This window comes from Oceanimonas sp. AH20CE76, from assembly GCF_039654065.1.
GTDB classification, from domain to species: Bacteria; Pseudomonadota; Gammaproteobacteria; order Enterobacterales; family Aeromonadaceae; genus Oceanimonas; species Oceanimonas smirnovii.
Genome location: NZ_CP155481.1, coordinates 3,081,671 through 3,108,494 on the forward strand (window position 1 = coordinate 3,081,671; position 26,824 = coordinate 3,108,494).

The following is a 26,824-nucleotide window of genomic DNA, read 5'->3' on the forward strand; positions in this document are numbered from 1 at the left end:
ATGCTTTATCGCCTGCTCTACAACCTGCTTATTCACCTGCTCAGCCCGCTGCTGCTGGCGTTGCTGTACTGGCCGAAGAAAGGCAAGCCCGGCTTTGGCCGGCGCTGGCCGGAACATCTGGGGCTGGTAGCACTGGCCAGCTGCCACCGGCCGGTATGGCTGCATGCGGTCAGTGTGGGTGAAATGGTCGCGGCTACGCCGCTTATTCGGCAACTTAAGGCTGAACACCCGGAATTGCCAATACTGGTGACCACTACCACTCGCACCGGGGCCGATCAGGCCGCCAAACTGGGCGATCTCATCGAACACCGCTATGCACCGCTGGATTTCCCCTGGGCGATAGCGCTGTTTTTACGGCGAATAAAGCCCAGAGCACTGCTGATTATGGAAACCGAGCTTTGGCCCAACTGGCTGACCGCCTGCGGCAGACACAAACTGCCGGTCATGGTGCTCAATGCACGGCTTTCTGAGAGATCTGCGGCAAGATACCGGCGTTTTCATGGTATTTTCCGGCTTTTGTCAAAAAACATCACTCACATTGCCTGCCAGTACCAAGCCGATGCCGATCGCTTTGCCGGACTGGGCATGCCGCAAAACAGGCTCAGCACCACCGGCTCCATTAAGTTTGATATCAGCTACGACGATAATGTGCGGGAACAGGGCAAAATGCTGCGGGCACAGCTGGGAGCACAGCGTCTGGTATGGATTGCCGCTTCCACCCATGAAGGAGAAGACGAGCAGCTGCTGAATGCTCATCAAGCATTACTGCAGTCTCATCCTGATGCTCTGTTGATACTGGTGCCCCGCCATCCGCAGCGCTTTGAAAAGGTGGCTGCGCTGGTGCAACAGCAGGGTTTCAGGCTGCATCGCCGCACTCAGAAAATGCCGGAAACAAACCCTCAAGTCTATCTGGGCGATACCATGGGCGAATTGCCAATGATGCTGGCCGCCGCCGATATCGCTTTTGTGGGCGGCAGCTTAATCGAGCGCGGTGGTCATAATTTGCTGGAGCCGGCAGCGCTGGGCAAGCCGGTGCTGACGGGGCCTTCTACCTTTAACTTTGCAGATATTACCCGTGAGCTGTTACAGGCAAAGGGCGTCAGTATCGTGAGCGACAGCCAGGAGCTGGCTAATGCACTGGCTCAGTTGTTTGAGCATGAACCACAATGCAGTAGCATGGGTAACGCAGCCCTGAAGGTGGTCAGAGCCAATCAGGGTGCGCTGACGCGCACTCTGTCTGTTATCCGCACTCAGATACCCTTGTAATACCCCTTCAGCAGGGCTTTCCAGTCCTGCTCGTCCCAATGAAACTCCTGGTGCAGGCCCTGCTCTTTCCGGAACGAACGCAGCAGCCGCTCCATATTTTCTTTGGCCCAGCTGCCGGGCTGGCGGAAATGGCATTTGTCAAAATCAATCAGCCAGCTTTTGTCATTATCATCCAGCAGTATGTTATGGCTGTTAAGATCCGCATGATACAGGCCGGCATTGTGAAAGCGCCGGATGGTATAACCAATGCCCTGCCACTGCTCTGTACTGAGTTCCCGCTCTTTAAGAATGGCAACCAAGTCCTGCGCCCCTTCAATGCGGGTAAGAATAATATCGGCACGGTAAACAAAGTTAGAGCGGATCATGCGTGCAGCACAGGGCTGCGGCACCGGCAGCCCTTTGCGATGCAGTTTGGCCAGCACGGTAAATTCCGCCATGGCCCGGCTTTTGGACTCGGCCACATGCAAAAAGGTATCTTCCATTACCCGGCCAATCATGCCGCCGCGATAGTAATGGCGCAGCACCTTTTGGCCCACTTCATCTTCCACAAACCAGGTGGTGTTGCGCCCTACCGACTTGCCACGAATGGCGTTTTGTTCACGCCAGTAGTCAATTTCAAAGAAATCACGATGAAAATCACCAAAACATTCCGGATCGTACCAGATAATTTCGGAGCCATGCTCAATGCGTTCCATTACCATCCCCCCAGCGAAAAGCTGAATTTTACATGGCTGAAAAGGCTTTGCATAATGCTCGGTCCGGAATCTACAAGAGTTTCTTTATGGCAGTGTTTACCTCGGCACCCGAATCCTTGTGTTTGCTGCGTTTATCCGCCATTGGCGACTGCTGTCATGCGGTTGCGCTGGTGCAGGCCATTCAGCGCCAGTGGCCCCAGACCCGCATTACCTGGGTGACCGGCAAGGTGGAAGCCCGGCTGTTAAGTCAGCTGCATAATGTTGAAATTATTACTTTCAACAAAAGTGACGGCTGGCGGGCCTATACCACCCTGTGGCAACAACTGCGCGGCCGCCGCTTTGATGCCCTGCTGCATATGCAGGCAGCCATACGAGCCAGCATTGCCAGCATGGGCATTCGCGCCCGCTACCGGCTCGGGTTTGAGCGGGAGCGGGCCAAAGATGGTCAGTGGCTGTTTACCAATCTGAAGGTAGCGGCTGAAGGAGAGCATGTGGCCGACGGCTTTATGAGCTTTGGCAAGGCGCTGGGAGTAACGGATACCAGGCCCCGGTGGAGCTGGCCCATTGCCCCTGAAGCACAAGCACTGGCTGCTAAACACCGGGATCAGCGCCCATTACTGCTGATTTGCCCCGCTGCCAGCAAGGCCTACAAGAACTGGACCGCTGAGGGCTATGCCGCGCTGGCCGATCATGCTCATCACAAAGGGATGAAGGTCATACTGATTGGCAGCCCGGCCAGAATGGAGCAGGATCTGGCAGCGAACATTCAGCAACTAACGGCAAATATCGACGAAAATCTGGTTGGCCAAACCAGCCTGCCCGAGTTGATGGCACTGATTAACAGCGCCAGCCTGGTGGTGGCACCGGATACCGGCCCCGCCCACATGGCCACCCTTACCGGCACACCTGTGCTGGGGCTCTATGCCCATCATAACCCGGCCCGTACTGGCCCTTATTATTGCCGGGATTATGTGGTTAGTGTGTACAAAGAAGCCCTGCTGGCAGAAACCGGTAAAACGCCCGCCGAGCTGCCCTGGCGAACCCGGGTAAAGGACGAAAATGCCATGCAGCGCATTACCATTGAGCAGGTCACCGCACAGTTTGACCGCATCTGCCACGACTTTAATCTGTTACAGGAGCCGTCATGAACCGTCCTACCCTCGCCGCCGTGCTGATCGTTAAAAACGAGGCCAACAACCTGGCCGACTGCCTTGCCACTCTCAGCTGGGTGGATGAGATAGTGGTGATGGACTCGGGCAGCACAGACAATACTCAGGCGGTGGCAGAGGCTGCCGGTGCCCGCTTTTTTGTGAATGAGCAGTGGCCGGGCTTTGGCCCTCAGCGCCGGCTGGCTCAGAGCAAGGTGAATTCCGACTGGGTGCTGTGGATAGATGCGGACGAGCGGGTCACGCCTGAGCTGCGCCAAAGTATAGAGGCAGTGCTGAATAACCCTTCCAGCAATACGGTTTATTCCATTCCGCGGCTGTCCTGGGTGTTTGGCCGTTATATTCGTCACTGCGGCTGGTATCCCGACAGAGTGCTGCGGCTCTACCCCAAGGCGCTGACCGGCTATAACGACGCTCTGGTGCATGAAAAGGTGGAGACTGGCCCGGGCATACACACAGTGCCGCTGACCGGTGATCTGCTGCATTACACCTACCGTGATTTACAGCATTATCTGGTGAAATCCGCCGGTTATGCTGCCGCCTGGGCCGAGCAACGCCAGCAGCGGGGCAAAAAAAGTTCACTCACTCAGGGCCTGCTGCACGGCATTGGCTGCTTTATGAAAATGTATGTGGTGAAGGCGGGTTTTCTTGATGGCAGGCAGGGCCTGCTGCTATGCCTGCTGTCGGCGCATTCCACCTTTGTGAAATACGCCGATCTGTGGATCAGGACAGAAACGACGCCGCCCAGGGAGTAACCTTTTCAGCCACGGCGTTCACATTCACACTGCTCATGTCTTCCGCTTCGGCCCCTGCCGGCGGATGAAAGGCCAGATGGCGGCCCTCGCTGTTCAGCGGCCGCCAGCGCAGTGGTGTGGCAGAGCGGCGCAGGGGAAAGAAGCCCACCGTAGGCACATCCAGCGCAGCGGCAATATGCAACGGTCCGGTACTGCCGGCCACAAACAGCTGGCCACAGGCCAGCAGCCGGCAAAAATCAGGCAGCGGCAGGTCACTGGCTACCACAGCTCCCTCACTCGCCATGCCGGCCACCTCTCGGGCCAGCGCTTCTTCCCTGGGCCCTGCGGTCAGCACCGGCACGGCTTGCGGATATTGCACCTTTAACTGTTTGATAAGCTCGGCATACTGCGCCGCACTCAGGTTGTTGGCCGAGCCGCCGCTGCCGGCATGCACCAGCAGCCAGGGCTGCTCAGCGTTAATGCCAAGGCGCTCAGCCTGCTGCTTACGAAAACCGGCCAGATCAGCAGCGTCAAAGCTCAGATAAGGGGCGACCGGCTCCACCGGCGCAATGCCATTTTTAGCCAGAAAGGCGCGCACCAGATCCAGATTGTATTCATACTCCGGTTTGGCCGACTCGGAGCGACGCTGTTTTACCCTGTGGTTATACAGCAGCTGGGCCAGCTTGGTGGCCGGTGCCCAGCGCTGAGCAATGCCCGCCTGCCACATCAGCCTGGCGTTGCGAAAATTAGAAAAAAGACAGATAACAGCGTCGAAATTACCGGTTTTAAGCTGCTTGAGCAGAATGCTCTGTGCACTGGCATCACCACCCTTGCCCGGATCAATCAGCACATCATCAATACTGGGGCAGAGTGCGGCCAGCGGCTGAGTATAGCCCGGCACCAGAGCAGTAATATGGCAGTCGAGGGACGCCTTCAGCATGGCAAACGCCGGCCAGGCCAGCATAAAGTCGCCGATCTTGTCATTACGTACCACCAGTATTCGTTTCATTCCGCGCTCCCGCTTGCTCATTTGCTGGGGTATTCTACCTTAAAGTTTTTTCTCTGTTTTTGTTTATAAGGAACCGACATGAGCATCAGGGTCATTTACCCCGGCACTTTCGATCCCATTACCAACGGCCATCTGGACCTGATCGGGCGCGCTTCCCAGCTGTTTGACGAAGTGATTGTGGGTGTTGCCTTCAGCCCCAGCAAACGGCCCATGTTTGAGCTGGACGAACGGGTGGCGCTGGTGCAGGAGGTGATTGCCCATGCACAGCTGAGCAATGTGACCGTGGTGGGCTTCTCAGGCCTGCTGGTGGACTTTGCCAGAGATCATAACGCCACCGTGCTGGTGCGGGGCCTGCGGGCAGTATCGGACTTTGAATATGAATTTCAGCTGGCCAACATGAACCGGCGGCTGATGCCGGAACTGGAAAGCGTGTTTCTCACCCCGGCCGAAGAAAATTCCTTTATCTCCTCCACCCTGGTAAAGGAAGTGGCCATTCATGGCGGCGACATCAGCCAGTTCGTGCCCGACGCCGTGCGCAAGGCCATCGCGCAAAAGCTGGGGTAAACGCTCGCTTTTGTGCGAACCCGCAACGCAAAGCGGCAGCGCGGTTGCACTCCGCCGACACGCTACAAGTACTTCCATGTAACGCTCGAAAATGCCATCCGTGGCATTTTATGGTCGGCTCCGGCAATCCCCGCTGCCGCTTTGAGAAGCATCTGTGCTGACTGTCGAATGCTAACCGTCAGCTCCTTGCTCACCTGAGGAGGACAAAGGGTGTCTGCTTCGCCGCGCCCTCTGCGCCAGGGAAGGCGCAGCGGAGCCCCCACGGATGGGTTTACGGCGTGCCGGCGAAGTAGTGCACTTTGGCCGACGAGTATGCGCTTTATGACAAACGGCGGTTTTTTCAACGCTGGCAGCGCCCGCAAAACACAGTGCTGCGGCCATTCATGCGGATTTCTTTGAGCAGGCTGCCGCAGTGCACGCAGGGCTGCTCAGCCCGGCCGTATACCTGCAGCTCCTGCACAAAATAGCCGGGCTTGCCGTCACTGCCGGTAAAGTCTTTTAACGTGGTGCCGCCCTGGCCGATGGCGCGCGCCAGTACGGTTTTAATTTCTTCCGTCAGTTTCACATAACGTGCCCGGCTGATACTGCCCGCTTCCCGCTGAGGATGTATTCCCGCCGCAAACAATGACTCGTTAGCATAGATATTGCCCACCCCCACCACAGTATGGTTATCCATAATAAACTGCTTAACGGCCGTTTTTCGGCCCCGGCTGCGGGTAAACAAATGATCATGGTTAAAATCATCGGTGAGCGGCTCCGGGCCCAGTTTGGCCAGCAAGGGGTGCTGCTCTGCAGGCTCGCGGGTCCACAACAGGCAGCCAAAGCGACGCGGGTCGTTCAGCCGCAGCAGCTTGCCGTTGGCAAACTCAATATCGACATGATCGTGCTTTCCCGCTGGGGTGCCATGGGGCAGCACCCGCAGGTTGCCGGACATGCCCAGATGCAGAATGGCGGTGCCCCAGTCGGTTTCCAGCAACAAATATTTAGCCCGGCGGCGTATGCCGGTCACGGTAAGACCGGCCAGTTCCTGTATCTCTGCCGGCACCGGCCAGCGCAGGCTGGCATTACGCACCACCACCCGCATCACAGACTCCCCCAGCAGATGCGGGGTAATGCCCAGACGACTCACTTCCACTTCCGGTAACTCCGGCATCACTGTCTCCTTCAGGTATCCCGGCGGCAGTATAGCCGGTGCTGCGGGCATAAAAAAACCCGGCCGGAGCCGGGTTTTTAAGAGGGTAAAATCTTACTTGATTTTGCCTTCTTTGTAGATCACATGCTGGCGAACAACGGGATCAAACTTTTTGATTTCCATTTTTTCGGGCATGTTGCGCTTGTTCTTGGTAGTGGTATAGAAGTGACCAGTACCAGCGCTGGAGTTCAGGCGGATTTTCTCGCGAATACCTTTAGCAGCCATGAGTTATCTCCTTAGACCTTTTCGCCACGGGCACGCAGGTCAGCCAGGACACTGTCGATACCTTTCTTGTCGATAATACGCATACCCTTGGTGGTGATGCGCAGTTTTACAAAACGCTTTTCGCTCTCAACCCAGAAACGGTGAGTTTGCAGGTTGGGCAGGAAGCGACGCTTGGTGGCGTTATTCGCGTGAGAGCGGTTGTTACCAACAGCTGGCCGCTTACCAGTTACTTGGCATACTTTAGACATGTCAGTCTTCTCCAAAACTTACTTTTGCTCGAGCAATGATACCCCGATTGGCCGTCTTTCGGGGCAAAATAAGGCGGCAATTTATACAGCAAATTCAGCTCGAGATCAACAACAAGCCAAACGCGCGGCAATTAAAGCCAGCCACGTTCGGCAAAAGATACGGTTTCGCCATCGCCGACGACCAAATGGTCCAGCACGCGAATATCCAGCAGCCCCAGGGCGGCCTGTATACGCTCGGTGATCATGCGATCCGCCCGGCTGGGCTCGGCCACTCCGGACGGGTGATTATGCACCAAAATCACAGCGGCAGCACCCCGTTTCAGCGCCAGGGCGACGATTTCTCGCGGATAGACTGCCGCGGCATCCAGCGTGCCATAAAATAACTCGTTAAATTCAATCACTCTGTGCTGATTATCCAGCAACAGCAGCGCAAACACTTCCCGGGGCTGATCTCTCAGCTTGAGCTGCAGAAACTCCCGGGTTAAATCGGGGCTGGTCAGGGCGTGCTCCCGCTTTAACCGTTCATCCAGAAAACGGCGCATCAGCTCCATGCAGGCCTGCAACTGCACAAACTTGGCCGGCCCCAGCCCAGGCCCTTCACAGAACTGGTGTATATCTGCCTGCAACAGCGCTCGCAACGAGCCAAACTGCTCCAGCAATACGCGAGCCAGAGTCACGGCGTCCATGCCCCTGGTGCCAATACGCAAAAAAATGGCCAGTAATTCCGCATCCGACAAGCTGGCCGCTCCCCGGCTCAGCAGTTTTTCCCGCGGGCGTTCGTCTTCCGGCCAGTTTCTGATGCTCATGCTGTTTCTCCTGTCAGAACCAACACATTTGAATCTGAAGCTTAAGCCTAGTCCAAAGACCACAGCCGTCAGTGATTGTGATAATCTTGCCGGCAAGATTTAAGGAGAACACCGTTATGTCTGTTGCAGGAAAACGCATTGTTATCGGCATGAGCGGCGGCATTGCTGCCTATAAGGTGCCCGAGCTGGTGCGCCGGCTGAAAGAGCGGGGAGCCGAGATCAAAGTCATCATGACGGCTTCAGCAGAGGCATTTATTACGCCGCTTACCCTGCAGGCTGTGTCCGGTGAGCCGGTATCCGATACGTTACTCGACCCGGCAGCCGAAGCCGGCATGGGCCATATTGAGCTGGCCAAATGGGCCGACCTGCTGCTGATTGCCCCTGCCAGTGCCAATACACTTGCCCGGCTGGCTGCCGGCATGGCGGACGATTTGCTCACGACCGTCGCACTGGCCACCGCGGCCCCGCTGGCGGTGGCTCCGGCCATGAATCAGCAAATGTATCGTCATGCTGCCACTCAGGCCAACCTGGCTACCCTGCAGGACAGGGGCGCTTATATCTGGGGCCCGGCACAGGGAGAGCAGGCGTGCGGCGATGTGGGCCCGGGGCGCATGCTGGAGCCCATGGCGCTGGTGGCAAACGTGGAGCAGCACTTTGCCCCCAAAGCACAGCCCCTGGCCGGCGTAAAACTCATGCTGACCGCCGGCCCCACCCGTGAAGCCCTGGATCCGGTGCGCTATATCTCTAACCACAGTTCGGGCAAAATGGGCTTTGCCCTGGCTGCTGCCGCCCGGGCATTGGGTGCCGAGGTTACGCTGGTCAGCGGCCCGGTTCACCTTGCCCCCCCCGCCGGCGTGCATCGCATTGATGTGGAAAGCGCACAAGACATGTTTGACGCCGTGATGGCCGGCATTGCTGAGCAGAATATCTTCATTGCCTGCGCCGCCGTGGCCGATTATTCCCCCAAGATGGTGGCGTCGCACAAGATCAAGAAGACTCATGCCGATAATATGGTAGTGGAGCTGGCCAAAAATCCCGACATAGTGGCCACGGTCGCGGCTCTGCCACAAAAGCCCTTTACCATAGGGTTTGCTGCGGAAACTCAGGAGGTGGAGAAATACGCCCTTGATAAACTCACGCGCAAAAATCTCGACATGATCGCCGCTAATGACGTATCCGGCAGCGATCGTGGCTTTAACAGCGACCAAAATGCATTAACCCTGTTCTGGCCCGGCGGGCAGCATCGTCTGCCGCTGGCCGATAAAACCGCGCTGGCCGAACAACTACTGACACTGATTGCGAAGCGATACCATGACATCCATTGAACTGAAAATTCTAGACCCCAGAGTAGGCACCGACTTTCCCCTGCCCGCCTACGCCACCCCTGGCTCCGCCGGCATGGATTTGCGTGCCTGTCTGGATGAGCCGCTCACTCTGGCCCCCGGCGACACTCAGCTGCTGCCCACCGGCCTTGCCATTCACATTCAGGATCCGGGGCTGTGCGCCACCATTTTGCCCCGCTCCGGTCTGGGCCATAAACATGGCATTGTGCTGGGCAACCTGGTGGGATTGATTGACTCCGACTATCAGGGCCAGCTGATGGTATCCTGCTGGAACCGTGGTAAAGACAGTTTCACCATTGCCCCCGGAGAGCGTATTGCTCAGCTGGTTATTCTGCCGGTGGTACAGGCGCAATTCACGCTGGTGAACGACTTTGATCAAAGCGAGCGCGGAGAAGGCGGTTTCGGCTCTTCCGGCCGCCACTAACCGGACAGTTTCATGGCCAATACCACTGCAAATAAGAAAAACCGGCGGGAGCAAATTCTGCAGGCACTGGCGCACATGCTGGAAACCAGCCCGGGGCAGCGCATTACCACCGCCAAGCTGGCAGCAGAAGTAGGCGTGTCGGAAGCCGCGCTTTACCGGCATTTTCCCAGCAAGGCCCGTATGTTTGAAGGGCTGATCGACTTTATTGAAGAGGCGCTGTTCTCCCGCATTAATCTGATCATGCAGGATGAAAAAGACAGCAATCTGCGGCTATGCTACCTGCTGCAGCTGGTGCTGGGATTTTGTGAACGCAACCCGGGCATTACCCGGCTGCTGAACGGTGATGCGCTGCAGGGCGAACACGAACGCCTGCTGGCCCGCATCAACCAATTGTTTGAACGGCTGGAAACTCAGCTCAAGCAAATTATGCGGGAACGCCGCCTGTATCAGGGCGAGGGCTATGCCGAAAGCGAAACCGTGCTGGCCACTTTGCTGCTGGCTTATATGGAAGGCCGCATTAACCAGTATGTGCGCAGCCAGTTTCGTAAAAAGCCCACAGAACATTTCGACAGCCACTGGCAACTGCTGCACCGGCAGCTGGCAGCGGTGTAACCACGCTTTCCTTTATTTCAATAACAACGAGGCACGACAGAATGGAAACCGAACTACTTAATGCCGCTTTTTTACAGGATGCGCAAAGCTGGATAGTGAACAATCAGGAGCTGATTATTCGTTATACCGTCAATATTGCTGCTGCGTTAATCACTCTGATCATTGGCTTTATTGCTGTGGGCATGCTGACCGGGGGCATGAACAAGGTGCTCAAGGCACGCAATGTTGACAGCACTATTTCCGACTTTGTGACCAGCCTGCTCAAATATGGCCTGCTGGCCTTTGTGATTATTGCCGCCCTCAGCCGGGTAGGAGTGCAAACCGCGTCTTTTGTGGCCGTGGTGGGTGCTGCCGGTCTGGCCATTGGTCTGGCGCTGCAGGGGTCGCTGTCCAACTTTGCCGCCGGCGTGCTGCTGATTGGCTTTCGCTTCTTCAAGGCCGGCGACTACATTGAGGCCGCCGGCACTGCCGGCACAGTGCACTCGGTACAGATTTTTACCACTATTCTGATGACCCCGGATAACCGCATGATAGTGGTACCCAACTCCAAAATTCTTAATGACAGAATCGTCAACTATTCCAAAGAGAGCACCCGCCGGCTGGACCTGGTAATTGGCGTATCTTACAGTGCTGATCTTCAGCTCACCAAAGAGGTGCTCACCCGTATTATTGAAGAAGAGCCCCGCGTGCTGAAAGAGCCGGCCTGCCGCATTGCGGTAAGTGAGCTGGGCGCATCTTCGGTGGACTTTATCGTGCGCCCCTGGGTGAAGGCGGAAGACTACTGGAATCTGAAGTTCGATCTGCTGGAAAAAATAAAGAATGAGCTGGATGCCAATAATATCGGTATACCCTTTCCGCAGATGGATGTGCATCTGTTCAAGCAGGACAAGGCCTGAACATAAGGTCAGTTTACAAAAAAGCCGCTTTCAGCGGCTTTTTTATTGTTTGTTAAATACCGTACTGTTCCCGGTAGGCCTGCACCCGCTCCAGGTGCTCGCTCATCTCCGGCTGCTCGCTCAGATATTCGATCAAATCGCCAAGAGTAATAATGGCAGTCACTTCCGCGTTGTAATCCCGCTCCACTTCCTGAATGGCAGACAGCTCGCCCTTGCCCTTTTCCTGCCGGTCCAGCGCAATCAGCACACCGGCCAGTTCGGCACCGTTGGCCTGAATAATGTCCATGGACTCACGAATGGCGGTGCCGGCGGTGATCACATCGTCTACCAGCATAATGCGACCAGCCAGAGGGCTGCCCACCAGATTGCCGCCTTCGCCGTGGTCCTTGGCTTCCTTGCGGTTAAAGCAGTAAGGCACGTCCTGATCGTACACTTCCGCCAGCTGCACTGCGGTGGCACTGGCAATGGGAATCCCCTTGTAAGCCGGGCCAAACAGCACGTCATACTGAACGCCCGCATCTACCAGAGCAGCAGCATAGAAACGACCCAGACGGGCCAGATCCCGGCCGCTGTTAAACAGGCCGGCATTAAAGAAATAAGGGCTCTTGCGCCCCGACTTCAAGGTAAATTCGCCAAATTTCAGCACCTGCTTGCTCATGGCGAATTCAATAAACTCTCGCTGGTAGGCTTTCATTCTGCTCTCCGCAATGTCATTCAATAAGTTAAGAGGCTGGCCGTGTTCAGCCGGCAATCATCTGGCGCTGATACTCCACCAGCTCATTTACCGCCTTGCGCGCCAGCGCCAGCATGGCCAGCAGCTCGTCGTGGCTGAAAGGGGCCGCTTCGGCGGTGCCCTGCACCTCAATCATGTGGCCTTCGGCGGTCATTACCACGTTCATGTCGGTGTCGGCTTTGGAATCTTCGGTGTATTCCAGATCCGCCACCGGCTGGCCGTCCACAATACCCACCGAAATGGCGGCCACCAAAGTTTTGAGCGGATTGTGCACTATCATGCCCTCGGCCTTCATCCAGTTCAGAGCATGGGCCAGAGCCACACAGGCACCGGTAATGGCGGCGGTGCGGGTGCCCCCGTCGGCCTGGATTACGTCGCAGTCCACGGTAATGGTGTATTCACCCAGCTTGTCCAGATCCATGGCGGCGCGCAGCGAGCGGCCAATCAGCCGCTGAATTTCCATGGTGCGGCCACCCTGCTTGCCCCGGGCGGCTTCCCGGTCCATACGGCTGTGGGTGGAGCGCGGCAGCATGCCGTATTCGGCGGTCACCCAGCCCTGGCCCTTGCCGCGCAAAAAGCGCGGCACGCCTTTCTCTACCGAGGCGGTACACAGTACCTTGGTGTGACCAAATTCCACCAGCACAGAGCCTTCTGCATGACAGGTATAGTTAGGGGTAATGGTAACGGGGCGAATTTCGTCTGCCGCTCGTCCTGACGCTCGTTCGGTCATGGTGTTCTCCTGTTGGTCTGAGTGGTGCTGCCCGGCGGGCAAACCGTGGCATTATAAAGAAAGCACCGGCCCAATGCATGCGGCCCGACATTGGCGACCGCGCCCGGCTGTGTCACACTTCATGATTACCTTTTAACACACAGCAGGAATCACATGATCCACAGCATGACCGCCTTTGCCCGGCAGGAGTTCAAACAGGACTGGGGCACCGCCGTATGGGAGCTTCGCTCGGTAAACCAGCGCTATCTGGAAACCTACACTCGGCTGCCTGAGCAGTTTCGTGGCCTGGAGCCCATGGTGCGGGAAAAACTGCGCGCCAGACTGCAGCGGGGCAAAGTGGAATGCGCCCTGCGTTTTGAAAGCAATCAGGCCAGCCAGGGCGAGCTGCACATTAACAGGGCGCTGGCCGAGCAGCTGATTGAAGGGGCCACCTGGGTCATGGACAAGGCCGGCCAGGGCTCTCTGAATCCGGTAGATATTCTGCGCTGGCCCGGCGTAATGGAAACCCAGGCGCAGGACATGGACGCCATCGGCAAGGCCCTGCTGGACGGGCTGGACACCGTTATTAACGACTTTCTGGCTGCCCGGGCCAGCGAAGGCGACAAACTCAAGGCCCTGATAGAACAGCGCCTGGCCGGCATTGAGCAGGAAGTGGCCAAAGTGAGCGCCAATATGCCCGCCATTATGGAATGGCAGCGCCAGCGCCTGCGGGACCGTTTTGAAGAAGCCAAAATTGAGCTGGACGCTCAGCGGCTGGAGCAGGAAATGGTGTTGCTGGCCCAGAAGGTAGACGTGGCCGAAGAGCTCGACCGGCTCACCGCTCACATCACCGAAACCCGCAAGATCCTGAAAAAAGGCGGCCCCTGCGGCCGGCGTCTCGACTTTATGATGCAGGAATTCAACCGGGAGTCGAACACGCTTGGATCCAAGTCCATCAATGCCGACATCACCGCCAGCGCCGTGGAGCTGAAAGTGCTGATTGAGCAGATGCGCGAGCAGATCCAGAACATCGAATAGTTTTTTTACCCGTCCAAGCATGTCTTAAATGTCCTGTATTGCCTGGTAAAGAGCCTTGTAAATACAGGGCTTTTTTATTTCCCCCGTCCAAATCGGTTTGCAGATGTCCGTTACCGGTTGCTGTTTAAGTGGTGGGCCGTATGCACAAACATGGTGTGGGTAAGTGCCAGAAGCCCTCTCAAAAAGGGAAAGTCATGCTCAACCACACTTTTATGCGCGTAAAAATGTAACACTCATCACTTTTATGCGCATAAAAAAGTAAGATGAGTTATAGTTTAAGCCGTTAACAATCTTGACTGGCAGGAACTAGCAATGCAGCGCAACTTACTTAACGCCCTAATAGCATGGAAAAAACAACCTGTGCGCAAGCCATTGTTGATCGATGGTGCAAGGCAAACGGGTAAAACCTATCTGCTGCAAGAGCTGTTTGGTAACACCTTTGCCAACATCCTTCGTATCGACTTTCTTGAAAACCCCGCCTACAAAGAGGCGTTCGATGGCTCTCTGTCACCAGACGAGCTACTCATGAACATTGAACTTTTGACCAATCAGGCATTCAACCCAGAAACCGACTTGCTGATATTAGATGAAATTGGCGAATGTGAACGTGCCGTTACTTCGCTTAAGTATTTTGCTGAAAAAACACCGTCCTATTTTGTCGCAGCCAGCGGCTCAAACATTGGTTTGCTCAACACCTTCCCTGTAGGCAAGGTAGAGCAATACAATTTACGACCACTGACTTTTCAGGAGTTTATTTATGCATCAAACGAGCAAGCGCTGATCAAAGCGTTTAATAGTCAGGCAAGCACACCGGCAGCGCACACTAAATTGATGGATAAACTAACCGACTATTTTTTTACCGGTGGTATGCCGGAAGCCGTTTCTGCCTGGTATCATTTTAAAGATTCAAGCATTTTAGAGCGTGTTGAAAAAGTCACAAAAATTCATGCCGATTTAGTTGAAGGTTATCGTCGAGATTTTGGTAAGTACGCGGGCAAAGTCGATGCCACATTGATTGAGTCGGTATTTAATAGCATTCCGGCACAACTGTCACTTGTGAGCGATGAGTCGGTTAAACGCTTTAAATTTAAGCATGTGCATGAGCGTAAATCTCGTTATAGTGATTTTGAAACCGCGATCCATTGGCTTAACCGCTGCCGCCTAGCCTTGCCAAACTACCCTATTGAAGGATTACCGAAATCTCCGTTGGCGGCCTATAAAAAAGAAAATATGGTGAAACTGTTTCTGTTTGATGTGGGCCTGCTCAATCATATACTGGGCAGCAGTTATAAAGAGATTAAGCAACAAAACTATGAATACAAAGGCTATGTGGCTGAAAATTTTGTGCAACAAGAACTCACCGCTATTGGCATTGATCCAAATTACTCATGGAATGATGCTCGTGCCGAAATTGAATTCATTTTGGCAACCGACAAAGGCGATATCATTCCTGTTGAAGTCAAAAGTGGTAAGCGTACAAAAGCAAAATCGTTGGCATCCTACGTTGAAAAATGTGCACCCAGTAAAACCTTTAAGTTAACTGGCACACAAGGCTCATCAGCGTTAGAAAAAACCAACATAGTAATGCCTTTGTATTTCACCCAGTATTTACCACAGAGATGGTAAAAGCGTGTGGCCTTAACTCACGCAAATGACCTTAAACCTAATTCTATTCCATAACAGCGCTCCCGCTCAGGGGCTGTTCATACACCACAGGATCACACAGTGTTTTTTAATCTGCTCCGCATCTTGCTGCTGCTGCTGCTTACCGGCACTGTCAGCAAAATCACCTTAACCGCACTCAATCCTTACCAATTGCCACTGCTATTTAGTGTGGAAGGGCTTTACAGCTTGTGGTGGGGGCTGCGCCTCGACCTGACCGCCGCTGCCGCCCTGGCCACGCCCCTTGTCTTGCTGTTGCTGGCGGGAGCACGCGCCGGCATTATCAAGCCGCTGCTGTTTCTGGCTGCGGTCTGGCTTATTTTAACCACCACAGGCGATGCCATTTATATGCTGGAAGCCGGCCGGCATGTCACCTTTGAGGTATTTACCGGCAAAGGGCTGGAGCAGGGCCTGCTGGCAACGGCTTTCACTACCTATCTGCCCCAGGTACTGGCAGCGACGGGCCTGACGGTGGCTGCTGCCTTCTTTATCTGGCGTTTGGCGTTAGTGCCGTCTGCCGGCCGCAAGCCAGCATGGGCATACAACACAGCCCTGCTCATGGCCTGGCTGGTGGTGGCGGCTACCGCCATTCGTGGCGGCTGGTCCGATGCGCCTCAGTCTCCCATGAGCGCCTATAAAATTGGCGACCCACAACAGGCTGGTCTGGCCTGGAATGCGCCCTATGCCATTACATATTATCTTTCCAAGGGAGAAAAGCGGGCAGCACAGCAATTAACCCCGCCCCCTTCTGAACGGGATCTTCGCATTCTGGCCCGCCAGTATGATGCCAGTGCTGAATTTATCGCTCCTGCCAAACGGGCCAATGTGCTGATGGTGCTGCTGGAAAGCTGGACCGCCGCCGATCTGTACAGCTATGCACAGCAAGTGGATGCTGCCCCCCACTTTGATCACCTGAGAGCCAACAGCCTGACTACTCAGGCCATGTATGCCGACGGCTACCGTACCGTTGAAGGCATGTTTGCCACCTTTTGCTCTTTTCCCAACCCCATAGGCGGCGGTGTGGCCGGCACTCAGCTGCAGGGTGCCGACTACGCCTGCCTGCCCCGCCTGCTGAAAGAGCAGGGCTGGGACACTCACTTTGTTCAGGGCAGCGGCAAGGGCATTGTGGGTGCCTTTGCGCAGACTCTGGGTTTTACCCATTCCTATGGCAAGTCGGATTATACCTTTGAGGGCACAGAAAATTACTGGGGCTATATGGATGACGATATCTATCAATTTGCCCTGAACAAACTCGGTAGTCTTTCTGCGCCTTATCTGATGGCCATTAATACCGGCACCACTCACGACACCTTTTTGCCAAAGGAAAGTGATTATGTCTTTGGTAAAGATGACCGCACGGCCCTGCGGCGTAATGTTATTCATCATGCCGATGGCGCGCTGCAGCGCTTTATGGATGCCCTGCCCGGCGTACTGAGAGCGCCCACCCTGATAGTATTGCTGGCAGATCATACCGCCAGCATTGCACCGGAAGGCTTGCAACGTAACGCCATTCCCTTTCTGATGCTGGCAACCGACGGCACCCTGCCTGCCAGGCAATTGCCGGTGCAGGCCGGCCAGCTGGATGTCGCCCCCACCATTATTGACTGGCTGGGCGGTAATGTGCCCTGGTTTACCGGCCAGTCACTGCTGGCGAACAACTATCACGGGTTTGCTCATTACTCTTCCGGCCAGAGCGTAAGCCGCATTGAAAATGGCCGTCTGGTGCGCTTTGACGTGACCGCTGACGACCGGGCCGAGTGCTTTGCCATTGAAGAAAACGGGCTGGATTTGCAGGCTGACAACTGCGAAAGCACTCCTTACTCAGACATGCTGAGCCGGGCCAGAGCCTATACCCGCTATACCCAGTCACTGCTGTTTGCCGGCAAAACCCAAGACTTTGCCAGACAGCTGCTCAGTAAGTAACAGCACAGACGCAAGATTGAATAAAGTTCACAAGCACACCAATGTTGCTGCTTTTTATCTTTATCGCAACCTAAAAACGGGGCCCTGCCGTGCTAAAGTAGCCATCTTAGACTTTTTACACGCTAGGAGCCCCCGTGAAGGCGCACATTGTTATTGCCAACCGACTCATCAAGCTTGCTGCCAACATCACCAAGGTGCTGAGCTATGCTTTTCATTACTTTTTTCCAGACAAGCGTTTTACCCTGCCGGCGCGCTCCGGGGCGCTGATTAAAGGCGCGGACAGGGCCATCCCCCGCATCATCTGGCAGACCAATTACACCGATAAAGCCACCCTGCCGGTTTATCTTAACTACCTGTTCAACCGCATTATGTCGCCCACCTTTGAGTACCGCTTCATGATCACCGAGGCCAGGGCCGAGTTCATTCAGGCAAACTACTCTCCGGAGATTTTTGAAGCTTACTCCCGGCTGCAAATTGGGGCTTCTCAGGCCGATTTCTGGCGTATTCTGGTGCTGCAAAAGTACGGCGGAGTGTATCTGGATATTGATGCGCATGCCGTGTGGCCGCTGGGTTACACCATTCGCCCTGAGCATGAAGAGCTGTACATCATTCGCAAAAACAACGAACTCACCAATTACTTTATTGCCAGCAAACCGAATAACCCCAATCTGCAGAAACTGATTGAGCAGATGCTCACCAATATTCGGGAAAACACCATTCAGGGCGTATATGACATGACCGGCCCGGGCGTATTCAACAGCGTGCTCAACTACCAACAAGTGCCCACCACCTGGTATCGCCACACCTGCAGCCAGGGCAGCTTTACCAACGAATATTTCCAGTACATCGACAAGCCTCAGGGCAAATGGACCAAGGAGCAACACAAGGTCGATGTGGTGCGGCAGAATCCACCAGCAAAAGAAAAACCCGGCAACGACTGAGCCTTATCGGTAACGTCACACCGTTTGCCTGCACCCTGATCCATCATTACAGTCATCACGCCCATTCACTTTTACGGCCGTAGCTTATGCACTTTACTCTTTACGACATTCAACACATGACCGATGCCGCGACCTTTGACCGGGGCGAGCGCTACTTTCGCCAGCACAGGGTATTCTCGGTCAGACTGGATGAGGTGCATGAGCAATTAATTGCCGGTGTACAGGGCACCGAGCCTTACGAGGTGTATGTGTTCTGGGAAGACGACATGCTGGTGTCGGACTGCAGCTGCCCGGTGCAGTTCAACTGTAAGCACGGAGTGGCCGCGGCGCTGCAGTGGCTGGGCAAACCAAACAAGCAAGCCGCCGAGCCTGCGATAAGTAAGCTGGAGCAATGGCTGGCTACCCTGCCTCCGGAAACAGAACCCGAGGCTAACATCGGTGAACTGCAACCCGGCCGGCATTATCTGCTGTACCGGCTGGAACAGCGCAAAGGCCGGTTTGAGCTGGCACTGTACAAAGCCTATCTGAAAAAGAACGGCAGCTGGGGCCAGCAAAAACCCCACCTGGCCAGTATGTATGATCTCACCGACAGAGCGCCGGGTTTTTATCTGCCAGAAGACATTAAAATTTTCAGGCTGCTGCCTGCCTCCTCTCCCTTTTATAACGACACCCTGATACTGCGCGGCGAAGACGGCCATGAAGCCCTTACCCGGCTGTTCTTGACTCAACGTCTGTTCACAGCAAAAGGCAGCAGGCCCATACAGCAGGGTAAGCCCCGCACTCTAAGCTGGAAATGGCAAGCGTCTGCCAAGGGCCATCAGCTGAACGCCAAACTGGAGGGGCTGTCGGGCTGGAAACTGCTTGCCACTGAGCCGCCCTGCTACCTTGATGCCAAAAACGCCACCATTGGTGACGTTATTACCCCGCTTGATACAGAGCGGCTGGCTCATCTGTGTGCCATGCCGCCGGTGCCGGACGAGCAAATGGCCATGGCGGCGGTACAGCTGCGCCGGGCCTTTACCACAGAGCAGCTGCCACTGGCCCGAGAGCCGGATTTTGTGACTGCTGACACACCCATCCCGCATCTGTTATTAACGGTGGTGCACACTCCCTCAGGGGCTTCGAGGCCGGGCGGACGACTGTACTTTGAGTATGCCGATATCATACTGCCCCCCGCCTATGATGTGGTTAACCCCGAGCCTTCAGCCATTTACGAACATCAAGGCCGTCAATATCTGGTAAAACGAGACTACCAAGCAGAAAAAGACGCCTGTGACTGGCTGTTTGGACTCAACCTTTATCTGAACACCGAGCTTGACCACCTGTGGACCCCGGATGACTGCAACAGCAAGATGATGCTCGACCAGTGGCAGCAGCATATTGAATACGACTTTCCCGAGCTGGAGCAAGAAGGCTGGCACATTCGCTACGATCCGGACTATCGGCTCGATATTGAGGATGCCACCTTTGAAATGGCACTGCAGGACGGCGAGCAGGGCTGGTTCGACTTCTCTCTGGGGGTGCAGCTGGGTAACACCAAACTCGATACCACAGAGCTGGTGGGTGCTTGGCTGCAGGCGGGCATGCCGGACGAGCTGCTGCTGCCCGTAAACGGCAACTGGCTGCGACTGAATACGCAGCCGCTCACCACCATCGGCAGCCTGCTGCTGGAGCTGTATAACGGCAACCAGCTGAACGATGCCGTCTCACTGCCTCCCTTTGAGGCCGCCCTGCTGGGTGAGCTGCCCAACCTCGATACGCGTCAGGCACCGGCCACCGCCGCCATGATGGCACAACTGCAACACTTTACTGGTCTGCAAACCGTGCCCGCCCCCGCCGGTTTGCAGGCCGAGCTGCGCCCCTATCAGCAGCAGGGCCTGAACTGGCTGGACTTTCTGCACCGCTACGGCTTTGGCGGTATTCTCGCCGACGACATGGGCCTGGGCAAAACCCTGCAAACGCTGGCGCTGCTGCAGCACCTCAAGGAAAACAACAAGCTGCAACAGCCCGCCATGATAGTGGCCCCCACCAGCCTGATGGGCAACTGGCAGCACGAAGCTGCCCGCTTTGCGCCGGCACTCAAGGTAATCACCGTGCACGGCCCTAAACGAGCAAGCGCACTGGCACAGCTGGACGAGGCGGATCTGGTGCTGACCACCTATCCGCTGCTGTTGCGGGATCATGAACATTATGCGAGGCAACATTTCAGCGTGCTGGCGCTGGATGAAGCCCAGGCCATCAAAAACCCCGTGACCAAGGCGGCCCAGCGAGTGCGCGAGCTGAAGGCAGGCCTGCGATTGTGCCTGAGCGGTACCCCGCTGGAAAATCATTTGGGTGAGCTGTGGGCACTGATGGACTTTGCCCTGCCCGGGCTACTGGGCGGACGCAGCACCTTTAACAAGGCCTTTCGCCAGCCCATTGAAAACCATGGCGATCATGGTGCCCATCTGTTGCTCAGCCGCAAGCTGACGCCCTTTATGTTGCGCCGCACCAAGGCGGAAGTGGTAACAGAGCTGCCGGAGAAAACCGAAATAGTTCAATATGTGGAGCTGCAGGGCAAACAGCGGGCCCTGTATGAAAGTATTCGAGTGAGCATGGAGCAGCGCATTCGTGAGCTGTTTCAGCGTCAGGGGCTGGCCCGCAGTCATATTGAATTTCTCGATGCCCTGCTCAAATTGCGCCAAGCCTGTATTGATCCGCGCCTGGTCAAGCTGGAGCAGGCCGCCGCGGTAAAGGAGCATGCCAAGCTGGACTGGCTGAGCGAAACCATTCCGCGTCTGCTGGAAGAAGGCCGCAACATTCTGGTGTTTTCCCAGTTCACCCGAGTGCTGGGGTTAATTGAAGCAGATCTGAACCGCCAGAGCATTGGCTACAGCAAGCTCACCGGCCAGACCCGCCACCGCCAGCAAGCCATAGACAGTTTTCAGCAGGGCGACGTGCGGGTGTTTTTAATCAGCCTCAAGGCCGGTGGCAGCGGCCTCAACCTGACCGCCGCCGACGTGGTGATACATGTAGACCCCTGGTGGAACCCGGCGGTGGAAAATCAGGCCACCGACCGAGCTCACCGCATTGGCCAGAACAAGCCCGTGTTTGTGTACCGGCTGGTGGCCGCCGACACGGTGGAAGAGCGCATTCAGCAAATGCAGCAGCAAAAACAGGCCCTGGCCGATGCCCTGTTCAGCGAAACCGGCAGCCAGACACTGCCCGCCGATGCCGACAGTCTGCTGGCGCTGCTGCGTTAAACTGCTAAATCCAAACGATGCCAAACGTTGTACCCTCATCGAGACGCTCGAAGCTGAAGAGCTATTTTCACAAGCAACGCCGATCTTACACGAAGCAGCAGTGGGGATTGCCGCAGCCGACCGTCAAATGTCAGGGATGACATTTGACGAGCGTCCCATGGATGGGCCCGAAGCGTGTCGGCGGAGCGCAACCGCACTGCTGTTTCGCGTGGAGATCACAAGCAGCGGGTGCTGAAAAGCCTTCTGCAGTCACCAACAGCTGTATGCCTCTATATACAGGGCTTCATGCTAGCAATGGCAGTTCAGGAGCACAATCAGGTTTGAATGTGCATTTTTCAGGCGTATAGCCTTTCAATTCGTTACTCCACCCTGACCCACAGCTCACTGAAGCCACCGGCGGGATACTGTGCTTTTACCGGTGTTTTGCCGGATATCAGGCCAAGCATGCCGGCGTTCAGCAGAGCATCCAGGGTCAGCTCCAGCTCCATGCGGGCCAAGGGTGCGCCGGGGCAAACGTGAATACCGGCACCATAAAGCAGGTTGTGGGGCCGGTTTTCAAGGGGACGAAACGTATTTGGGTTGCCAAAGATGGCTTCATCCCGGTTTATCGAGGCCCAGAGCAGCGTTAAACGGCTGCCGGCGGGCAGCAGAGTATCGCCCAGCTTAACCTCTTTGGTTGTTATGCGCCGGTTACTGAGCAGGGGCGGATGAATGCGTAATATCTCGTCAATGGCAGCCGGCCGCAGGCCAGGATCCTGCTTTAACTGCTGCTGAATATGCGGATGGGCCGCCAGATAATGCGCCACTATGGCCACACAGGCGGTAATGGTGCCCAGCTCGCCCACTGTCCAGTTACGAATAAGGCTGACCAGCTCTTCATGGGTAAGTGCACGGCCGTTTATGCGCTCGGCCAGCAGCCGGGTGGTTACATCGTTGGGGGCGTCTTTGCCTTGCTGCCTGCGCCGGGTCAGCTGCTCACCAATATAGCCGTCAAAGGTCTCGGCCAGGGCCTTGAGCGCGATACTGTCCCTGTTGCGGGTGGCTGCATGCTGCCGAGCAGTCCAGTCACGCAGGGGGCCGTGCAATGAGTCGGGCCAGCCCATAAAGGCGCATTGCAGCTGCAAAGACAGCGGCTCGGCAAACTGCGTGATCAGCTCCACCTCGCCGCTCAACCGCTGGCTCAGCTGATTAATCACGGCCTGGCAGCGGGGCCGGAATTCAGCCATGGGCTCGGGGCTAAAATAAGGCTCAATAATCCGGCGATAATCGCCGTGCCGGGGTGGGTCCATGCCATTGGGCACCGACACGTGCCGGGATACCTTATTACTGAAAGTGCTGTGATCACTGAGCACTTGCCGCGCTTCCTGCTGGCGCAACACGGCCCAGTGCAGCTGCTCGTTATGAGCCAGCGGGCAGCGGGGCCGCGTTTTATCGCAAACATCTATTAAGTCCTGCTCACCGGCAGGTTTCCAGGCATGCAGTTCGGCACTCATGGCAGCTCCTTATTATCGGGCCGGCAACACCGGCCGCTTCAGCAAAGTGCCATTGCCGCACAAAATGTGCAAAAATTATTTGATCCTGATCACACTTAAAGTAACATTTAAAATGCAGCTTATTACTGAGCCTGCCAGCCGGGCCAGCTCATTTCCAGCTCCATGGGCGGCGCAGCGGGGGCCTGACCGCACATTTCCTGATAGGCCGAGGCCTGCACCAGCATACAGCGGGCCACCTTGAGTGTACTCAGGTGCTGGCGGGCATGCTCTATGCTGCGAAACGACAGCACACGGCCGTTTTCTGCCAGCGGCCGGCGATCCTCACCCAGCTGGGCCTCAAGGGTATAAAGGCTCATATCATGAGAATGCACAAACAGGGTGTCTATGTTCATGCCCCGGGTCAGCAGCGTGTTCAGTTCCCACATAACAAACTCCTTTTTGGTTAATAAAAGCAGACTTTTTTCAACAGACCGGAGACCCAAGAAAGGACTTACCGATCATTTAACAGAAAAAAATAACTCGGAAATTACGAAGTTTTCGGCAGGAAAAAACTGATAGAGCCGAACCGACGTGCTGATCATAATGAAATCTGCGTGGAGGGCACTTCCGCAGCAAGCTATAGTTACTTTTTAATTGGCCGTTGCCTTTGCAGCGGCCATTTTTTTATGCCGGTCTTTCTGGTAGGATTGGCCGCCCCTGATCCCAGCCGGTGGCTGGATACGTATCACGAACGGGCAAATACTATGGCGCACATCGGTACCCTTTTTATTATTTCTTCCCCCAGCGGTGCGGGCAAATCCAGCCTGATCCGGGCTCTGCTCGACCGCCCCAGCACCGATGGCAGGTTGCAGGTATCGGTATCGCACACCACCCGCGCCCCTCGCCCGGGTGAAGAAAACGGTGTGCACTATCACTTTACCGACAAGTCTGATTTTAAAACCCTGATCGACCGGGGTGCCTTTTATGAATGGGCCGAAGTGTTCGGCAACTATTATGGCACCTCCCGTGAATGGATTGATCAGCAGCTGGCAGAAGGCATTGATATTCTGCTCGACATCGACTGGCAGGGTGCCCGTCAGATTCGGGAGCAGTCGCCCGGGGCCAAGTCCATTTTTATTCTGCCCCCCAGCCGCGAAGAGCTGGAGCGCCGGCTGAACGCCCGCCAGCAAGACAGCGCCGACGTAATCAAGGGCCGTATGGCCAAGGCAGTATCGGAAATGTCTCACTATCACGAATATGACTATTTACTGGTGAACGACGATTTTGAGCATGCGCTCAATCAGCTCAGCGCCATTGTTCAGGCTGAGCGCGCCAACACCGGCAAGCAGGCCGCCCGTTACCAGGGCTTGCTTTCCCGGCTACTGGCGGAATAAGCTAATATCCATTAGAATTTTGCACCTTTTTTAATCATTGGAGTCTGTTATGGCCCGCGTTACTGTTGAAGATGCCGTAGAACAGGTTGGCAACCGTTTTGATCTGGTGCTGGTTGCAGCCCGTCGTGCCCGTCAGCTGGCTACTCAGGGCAAAGATGCGCTGGTAGAAGAAGAAAACGACAAGCCCACCGTTATTGCCCTGCGCGAAATTGAAGAAGGTCTGGTTAACCACGCCGTTATGGACGCTCAGGACCGTCAGGAACAGCAGGAAATGGAAGCCGCCGAGCTGGCAGCTGTGGCTGCCATTACCGAAGGCCGCGGCTAACACCGCCATTGCCTTGTTGACGGGCCCGCGCCATGCGGGCCCCTTGTTGCTGCAGCGCGTGTCAACGGCCTTGTTTGTCGGGGTATTCTCTTGTATCTGTTTGAACCACTGAAAGAAATCGCCGTCACCTATCTGCCGCCCGAGCAGATGGAGCAGCTCAAAGCTGCCTACATCGTTGCCCGCGATGCTCACCAGGGGCAAACCCGCTCCAGTGGTGAACCCTATATTACCCATCCCGTTGCCGTGGCCCGCATTTTGTGTGAAATGCACCTGGATCAGGAAACCCTGATGGCCGCGCTGCTGCATGACACCATAGAAGACACGCCGGTCACCTGGGAAATGCTCGAGCAGCAGTTTGGTGCCGATGTGGCCGAACTGGTGGAAGGCGTCTCCAAACTCGACAAGCTCAAGTTCCGGGATCGCAAAGAAGCCCAGACCGAGAACTTCCGCAAAATGGTGCTGGCCATGACCCAGGATATTCGGGTCATTCTGATCAAGCTGGCCGACCGCACCCATAATATGCGTACGCTGGGGTCTCTGCGTCCCGACAAACGCCGCCGCATTGCCCGGGAAACCCTGGAAATCTACGCCCCCATTGCCAACCGGCTGGGCATTCACAGCATCAAGAACGAGCTGGAAGAGCTGGGCCTGGAAGCCCTCTACCCCATGCGCACCCGTGTGCTGCGGGAGTCGGTGCGCCGGGCCCGGGGTAACCGCCGTGAAATTATCGAGTCCATTCTGGCGGAGATAAAAGGCCGGCTGGACGACGCTCATATAGAGGCACAGGTAAAGGGCCGGGAAAAGAACCTGTTCTCCATCTATAACAAGATGGTGAAAAAAGAGCTGCAGTTTCACGAAGTAATGGACATCTATGCCTTTCGCGTGATCGTAAAAGACATAGACACCTGCTACCGGGTGCTGGGCCAGATGCACACTCTGTTCAAGCCGCGGCCGGGCCGGTTCAAGGACTATATTGCCATTCCCAAAACCAACGGCTATCAGTCGTTGCACACTTCTCTGGTGGGTCCGCATGGGGTGCCGGTGGAAGTGCAGATCCGTACCGAATACATGGATCAGATGGCCGACAAAGGGGTGGCGGCACACTGGGCCTATAAACAGGACAGTGAAGCCTCGGGCACCACGGCACAGGTGCGGGCCCAGCGCTGGATGCAAAGCCTGCTGGAGCTGCAGCAGAGCGCCGGTTCTTCCTTTGAGTTTATCGAAGGGGTCAAAACCGATCTGTTCCCCGATGAAATTTATGTGTTCACCCCGGAAGGCCGTATTCTTGAGCTGCCAAGCGGTGCCACCGCGGTCGACTTTGCCTATGCGGTGCACACCGACATTGGCCATGCCTGCGTGGGTGCCCGGGTGGATCGTCAGCCTTATCCGCTCAGCCAGCCGCTGCACTCGGGCCAGACCATAGAAGTCATTACCGCTCCCAGCGCCCGGCCCAACGCCGCCTGGCTCAACTTTGTGGTGACCTCCCGCGCCCGCACCAAAATTCGTCAGTTCCTCAAAAACCTGCGCACCGAAGAATCGGTACTGCTGGGCAAGCGCCTGCTTAACCACGCACTGGGTGCCAAAAACCTGGAAGACATTCCGGTAGAGCGGGTAGAGCGGGTGCTGCAGGACACCAAACACGGCTCCATTCATAATCTGCTGGCCGATATTGGCCTGGGCAACGCCATGAGTGTGGTGGTGGCGCGCCGGCTGCTGGACGATGCCCCTGCCGAAAGCCCGAAAGCCGTCAAGAAAATGCCCATTCGCGGGGCCGACGACATGCTGCTGAACTTTGCCAACTGCTGTCGCCCCATTCCCGGTGATCCCATAGTGGCGCACATCAGCCCGGGCCGGGGTCTGGTGGTGCACCTGGAGTCGTGCAAGAATATTCGCGGCTATAACAAAGAGCCCGATAAATACCTGCCGGTACAGTGGGATATGGAGCAGGATTTCGACTATGAGTTCAAAACCGAAATCGCCATCGAAATCATCAACCATCAGGGTGCTCTGGCAGAGCTGGCCAATGTGATTGCCGCCACCGGTGCCAATATTCACAGCATCGCCACCGAAGAAAAAGACGGCCGTGTTTATGTGGTGGATTTGCTGATCACTACCAAGAGTCGCATTCATCTGGCCAATATCATGCGCAAGATTCGGGTTACGCCCAACGTGCTCAAGGTGTATCGCCAGCGTAAGTAACACAGG

General features: G+C 55.9%; 26 protein-coding genes. 16 read left to right on the forward strand and 10 right to left on the reverse strand.

Features of this window, described 5'->3' with window-relative positions; genetic code table 11:
* Nucleotides 1-1,266, forward strand: a complete 1,266-nt coding sequence (waaA, locus tag N2M06_RS15020) for a lipid IV(A) 3-deoxy-D-manno-octulosonic acid transferase (RefSeq protein ID WP_346351164.1) — start codon at nucleotides 1-3, stop codon at nucleotides 1,264-1,266.
* On the opposite strand, the gene N2M06_RS15025 is transcribed toward waaA, so the two are convergent.
* Nucleotides 1,251-1,961, reverse strand: a complete 711-nt coding sequence (locus N2M06_RS15025; RefSeq protein ID WP_019934500.1) for a 3-deoxy-D-manno-octulosonic acid kinase — start codon at nucleotides 1,959-1,961, stop codon at nucleotides 1,251-1,253. The two genes, waaA and N2M06_RS15025, sit on opposite strands and share 16 nt — an antisense overlap.
* Nucleotides 1,962-2,047: 86 nt before the next feature.
* Between N2M06_RS15025 and N2M06_RS15030 the strand changes: the two genes are divergently transcribed.
* Together N2M06_RS15030 and N2M06_RS15035 are read left to right on the forward strand one after the other, a co-directional pair.
* The gene (locus tag N2M06_RS15030; RefSeq protein ID WP_346351165.1) at nucleotides 2,048-3,109 is read left to right on the forward strand and encodes a glycosyltransferase family 9 protein; all 1,062 of its coding nucleotides are present in this window, start codon (nucleotides 2,048-2,050) and stop codon (nucleotides 3,107-3,109) included.
* On the forward strand, nucleotides 3,106-3,882 hold the full coding sequence (locus N2M06_RS15035; RefSeq protein ID WP_346351166.1) for a glycosyltransferase family 2 protein: 777 nt from the start codon (nucleotides 3,106-3,108) through the stop codon (nucleotides 3,880-3,882). The genes N2M06_RS15030 and N2M06_RS15035 overlap by 4 nt, the downstream gene beginning before the upstream one ends.
* Here N2M06_RS15035 and N2M06_RS15040 read toward each other — a convergent pair.
* Nucleotides 3,851-4,870 (reverse strand): glycosyltransferase family 9 protein, encoded by a 1,020-nt coding sequence (locus N2M06_RS15040; RefSeq protein ID WP_346351167.1) that lies wholly within the window; start codon nucleotides 4,868-4,870, stop codon nucleotides 3,851-3,853. The two genes, N2M06_RS15035 and N2M06_RS15040, sit on opposite strands and share 32 nt — an antisense overlap.
* 78 nt (nucleotides 4,871-4,948) lie before the next feature.
* Here N2M06_RS15040 and coaD point away from each other — a divergent pair, with 78 nt between their 5' ends.
* Nucleotides 4,949-5,434 carry a pantetheine-phosphate adenylyltransferase gene (gene coaD, locus N2M06_RS15045; RefSeq protein WP_346351168.1) on the forward strand — a complete coding sequence of 162 codons (486 nt, stop codon included), beginning with the start codon at nucleotides 4,949-4,951 and terminating at the stop codon, nucleotides 5,432-5,434.
* Between the two features lie 340 nt (nucleotides 5,435-5,774).
* Here the strand turns inward: coaD and mutM are convergent, their stop codons facing one another.
* The 4 genes from mutM to radC all read right to left on the reverse strand — a co-directional run bounded on the left by mutM (nucleotide 5,775) and on the right by radC (nucleotide 7,905).
* Nucleotides 5,775-6,587, reverse strand: a complete 813-nt coding sequence (gene mutM, locus N2M06_RS15050) for a bifunctional DNA-formamidopyrimidine glycosylase/DNA-(apurinic or apyrimidinic site) lyase (RefSeq protein ID WP_019934505.1) — start codon at nucleotides 6,585-6,587, stop codon at nucleotides 5,775-5,777.
* A 93-nt stretch (nucleotides 6,588-6,680) separates the two neighbouring features.
* Nucleotides 6,681-6,851 (reverse strand): 50S ribosomal protein L33, encoded by a 171-nt coding sequence (gene rpmG / locus N2M06_RS15055; protein ID WP_019934506.1) that lies wholly within the window; start codon nucleotides 6,849-6,851, stop codon nucleotides 6,681-6,683.
* A gap of 11 nt (nucleotides 6,852-6,862) precedes the next feature.
* Nucleotides 6,863-7,099, reverse strand: coding sequence for a 50S ribosomal protein L28 (gene rpmB, locus N2M06_RS15060; protein ID WP_014291125.1), 237 nt, complete (start codon nucleotides 7,097-7,099; stop codon nucleotides 6,863-6,865).
* A 131-nt stretch (nucleotides 7,100-7,230) separates the two neighbouring features.
* Complete coding sequence (gene radC / locus N2M06_RS15065; protein WP_317074919.1) at nucleotides 7,231-7,905, reverse strand: DNA repair protein RadC; 675 nt, start codon at nucleotides 7,903-7,905, stop codon at nucleotides 7,231-7,233.
* Between the two features lie 116 nt (nucleotides 7,906-8,021).
* Between radC and coaBC the strand changes: the two genes are divergently transcribed.
* The 4 genes from coaBC to mscS are packed head-to-tail and all read left to right on the forward strand — an operon-like array spanning nucleotide 8,022 to nucleotide 11,180.
* Nucleotides 8,022-9,230, forward strand: a complete 1,209-nt coding sequence (gene coaBC / locus N2M06_RS15070; RefSeq protein ID WP_346351169.1) for a bifunctional phosphopantothenoylcysteine decarboxylase/phosphopantothenate--cysteine ligase CoaBC — start codon at nucleotides 8,022-8,024, stop codon at nucleotides 9,228-9,230.
* Nucleotides 9,217-9,672 (forward strand): dUTP diphosphatase, encoded by a 456-nt coding sequence (gene dut / locus N2M06_RS15075; protein ID WP_019934509.1) that lies wholly within the window; start codon nucleotides 9,217-9,219, stop codon nucleotides 9,670-9,672. Before coaBC ends, dut begins: the two co-directional genes overlap by 14 nt.
* Before the next feature lie 12 nt (nucleotides 9,673-9,684).
* Nucleotides 9,685-10,284: a nucleoid occlusion factor SlmA gene (gene slmA / locus N2M06_RS15080; protein ID WP_019934510.1), complete on the forward strand. Its 600-nt coding sequence runs from the start codon at nucleotides 9,685-9,687 to the stop codon at nucleotides 10,282-10,284.
* A gap of 41 nt (nucleotides 10,285-10,325) precedes the next feature.
* Nucleotides 10,326-11,180 carry a small-conductance mechanosensitive channel MscS gene (gene mscS / locus N2M06_RS15085; protein WP_317074921.1) on the forward strand — a complete coding sequence of 285 codons (855 nt, stop codon included), beginning with the start codon at nucleotides 10,326-10,328 and terminating at the stop codon, nucleotides 11,178-11,180.
* A 52-nt stretch (nucleotides 11,181-11,232) separates the two neighbouring features.
* On the opposite strand, the gene pyrE is transcribed toward mscS, so the two are convergent.
* The gene (gene pyrE / locus N2M06_RS15090; RefSeq protein ID WP_317074922.1) at nucleotides 11,233-11,874 is read right to left on the reverse strand and encodes an orotate phosphoribosyltransferase; all 642 of its coding nucleotides are present in this window, start codon (nucleotides 11,872-11,874) and stop codon (nucleotides 11,233-11,235) included.
* 46 nt (nucleotides 11,875-11,920) lie between these two features.
* A complete protein-coding gene (gene rph, locus N2M06_RS15095; protein ID WP_019934513.1) occupies nucleotides 11,921-12,643 on the reverse strand; it encodes a ribonuclease PH in 723 nt (240 codons plus the stop codon).
* 153 nt (nucleotides 12,644-12,796) lie between these two features.
* Between rph and N2M06_RS15100 the strand changes: the two genes are divergently transcribed.
* The 5 genes from N2M06_RS15100 (at nucleotide 12,797) to N2M06_RS15120 (ending at nucleotide 21,428) form a co-directional block, all read left to right on the forward strand.
* Nucleotides 12,797-13,660 carry a YicC/YloC family endoribonuclease gene (locus N2M06_RS15100; RefSeq protein ID WP_317074924.1) on the forward strand — a complete coding sequence of 288 codons (864 nt, stop codon included), beginning with the start codon at nucleotides 12,797-12,799 and terminating at the stop codon, nucleotides 13,658-13,660.
* Between the two features lie 312 nt (nucleotides 13,661-13,972).
* The gene (locus tag N2M06_RS15105) at nucleotides 13,973-15,286 is read left to right on the forward strand and encodes an AAA family ATPase (RefSeq protein WP_346351170.1); all 1,314 of its coding nucleotides are present in this window, start codon (nucleotides 13,973-13,975) and stop codon (nucleotides 15,284-15,286) included.
* 99 nt (nucleotides 15,287-15,385) lie between these two features.
* Nucleotides 15,386-17,245, forward strand: coding sequence for an LTA synthase family protein (locus N2M06_RS15110; protein WP_346351171.1), 1,860 nt, complete (start codon nucleotides 15,386-15,388; stop codon nucleotides 17,243-17,245).
* A gap of 134 nt (nucleotides 17,246-17,379) precedes the next feature.
* Nucleotides 17,380-18,186 carry a glycosyltransferase gene (locus N2M06_RS15115; protein ID WP_346351172.1) on the forward strand — a complete coding sequence of 269 codons (807 nt, stop codon included), beginning with the start codon at nucleotides 17,380-17,382 and terminating at the stop codon, nucleotides 18,184-18,186.
* A gap of 86 nt (nucleotides 18,187-18,272) precedes the next feature.
* Complete coding sequence (locus tag N2M06_RS15120) at nucleotides 18,273-21,428, forward strand: DEAD/DEAH box helicase (RefSeq protein WP_346351173.1); 3,156 nt, start codon at nucleotides 18,273-18,275, stop codon at nucleotides 21,426-21,428.
* A 359-nt stretch (nucleotides 21,429-21,787) separates the two neighbouring features.
* Here N2M06_RS15120 and N2M06_RS15125 read toward each other — a convergent pair whose 3' ends face one another.
* Nucleotides 21,788-22,921 carry a cytochrome P450 gene (locus tag N2M06_RS15125; RefSeq protein ID WP_346351174.1) on the reverse strand — a complete coding sequence of 378 codons (1,134 nt, stop codon included), beginning with the start codon at nucleotides 22,919-22,921 and terminating at the stop codon, nucleotides 21,788-21,790.
* A 122-nt stretch (nucleotides 22,922-23,043) separates the two neighbouring features.
* Nucleotides 23,044-23,346, reverse strand: coding sequence for a DUF6482 family protein (locus N2M06_RS15130; protein WP_346351175.1), 303 nt, complete (start codon nucleotides 23,344-23,346; stop codon nucleotides 23,044-23,046).
* Nucleotides 23,347-23,664: 318 nt separating this feature from the next.
* Between N2M06_RS15130 and gmk the strand changes: the two genes are divergently transcribed.
* The 3 genes from gmk to spoT all read left to right on the forward strand — a co-directional run bounded on the left by gmk (nucleotide 23,665) and on the right by spoT (nucleotide 26,818).
* Nucleotides 23,665-24,294, forward strand: coding sequence for a guanylate kinase (gene gmk, locus N2M06_RS15135; protein WP_346351176.1), 630 nt, complete (start codon nucleotides 23,665-23,667; stop codon nucleotides 24,292-24,294).
* 49 nt (nucleotides 24,295-24,343) lie between these two features.
* On the forward strand, nucleotides 24,344-24,619 hold the full coding sequence (gene rpoZ / locus N2M06_RS15140) for a DNA-directed RNA polymerase subunit omega (RefSeq protein WP_019934519.1): 276 nt from the start codon (nucleotides 24,344-24,346) through the stop codon (nucleotides 24,617-24,619).
* Between the two features lie 90 nt (nucleotides 24,620-24,709).
* Nucleotides 24,710-26,818: a bifunctional GTP diphosphokinase/guanosine-3',5'-bis pyrophosphate 3'-pyrophosphohydrolase gene (gene spoT / locus N2M06_RS15145; RefSeq protein WP_019934520.1), complete on the forward strand. Its 2,109-nt coding sequence runs from the start codon at nucleotides 24,710-24,712 to the stop codon at nucleotides 26,816-26,818.
* Nucleotides 26,819-26,824 lie beyond the last annotated feature (6 nt).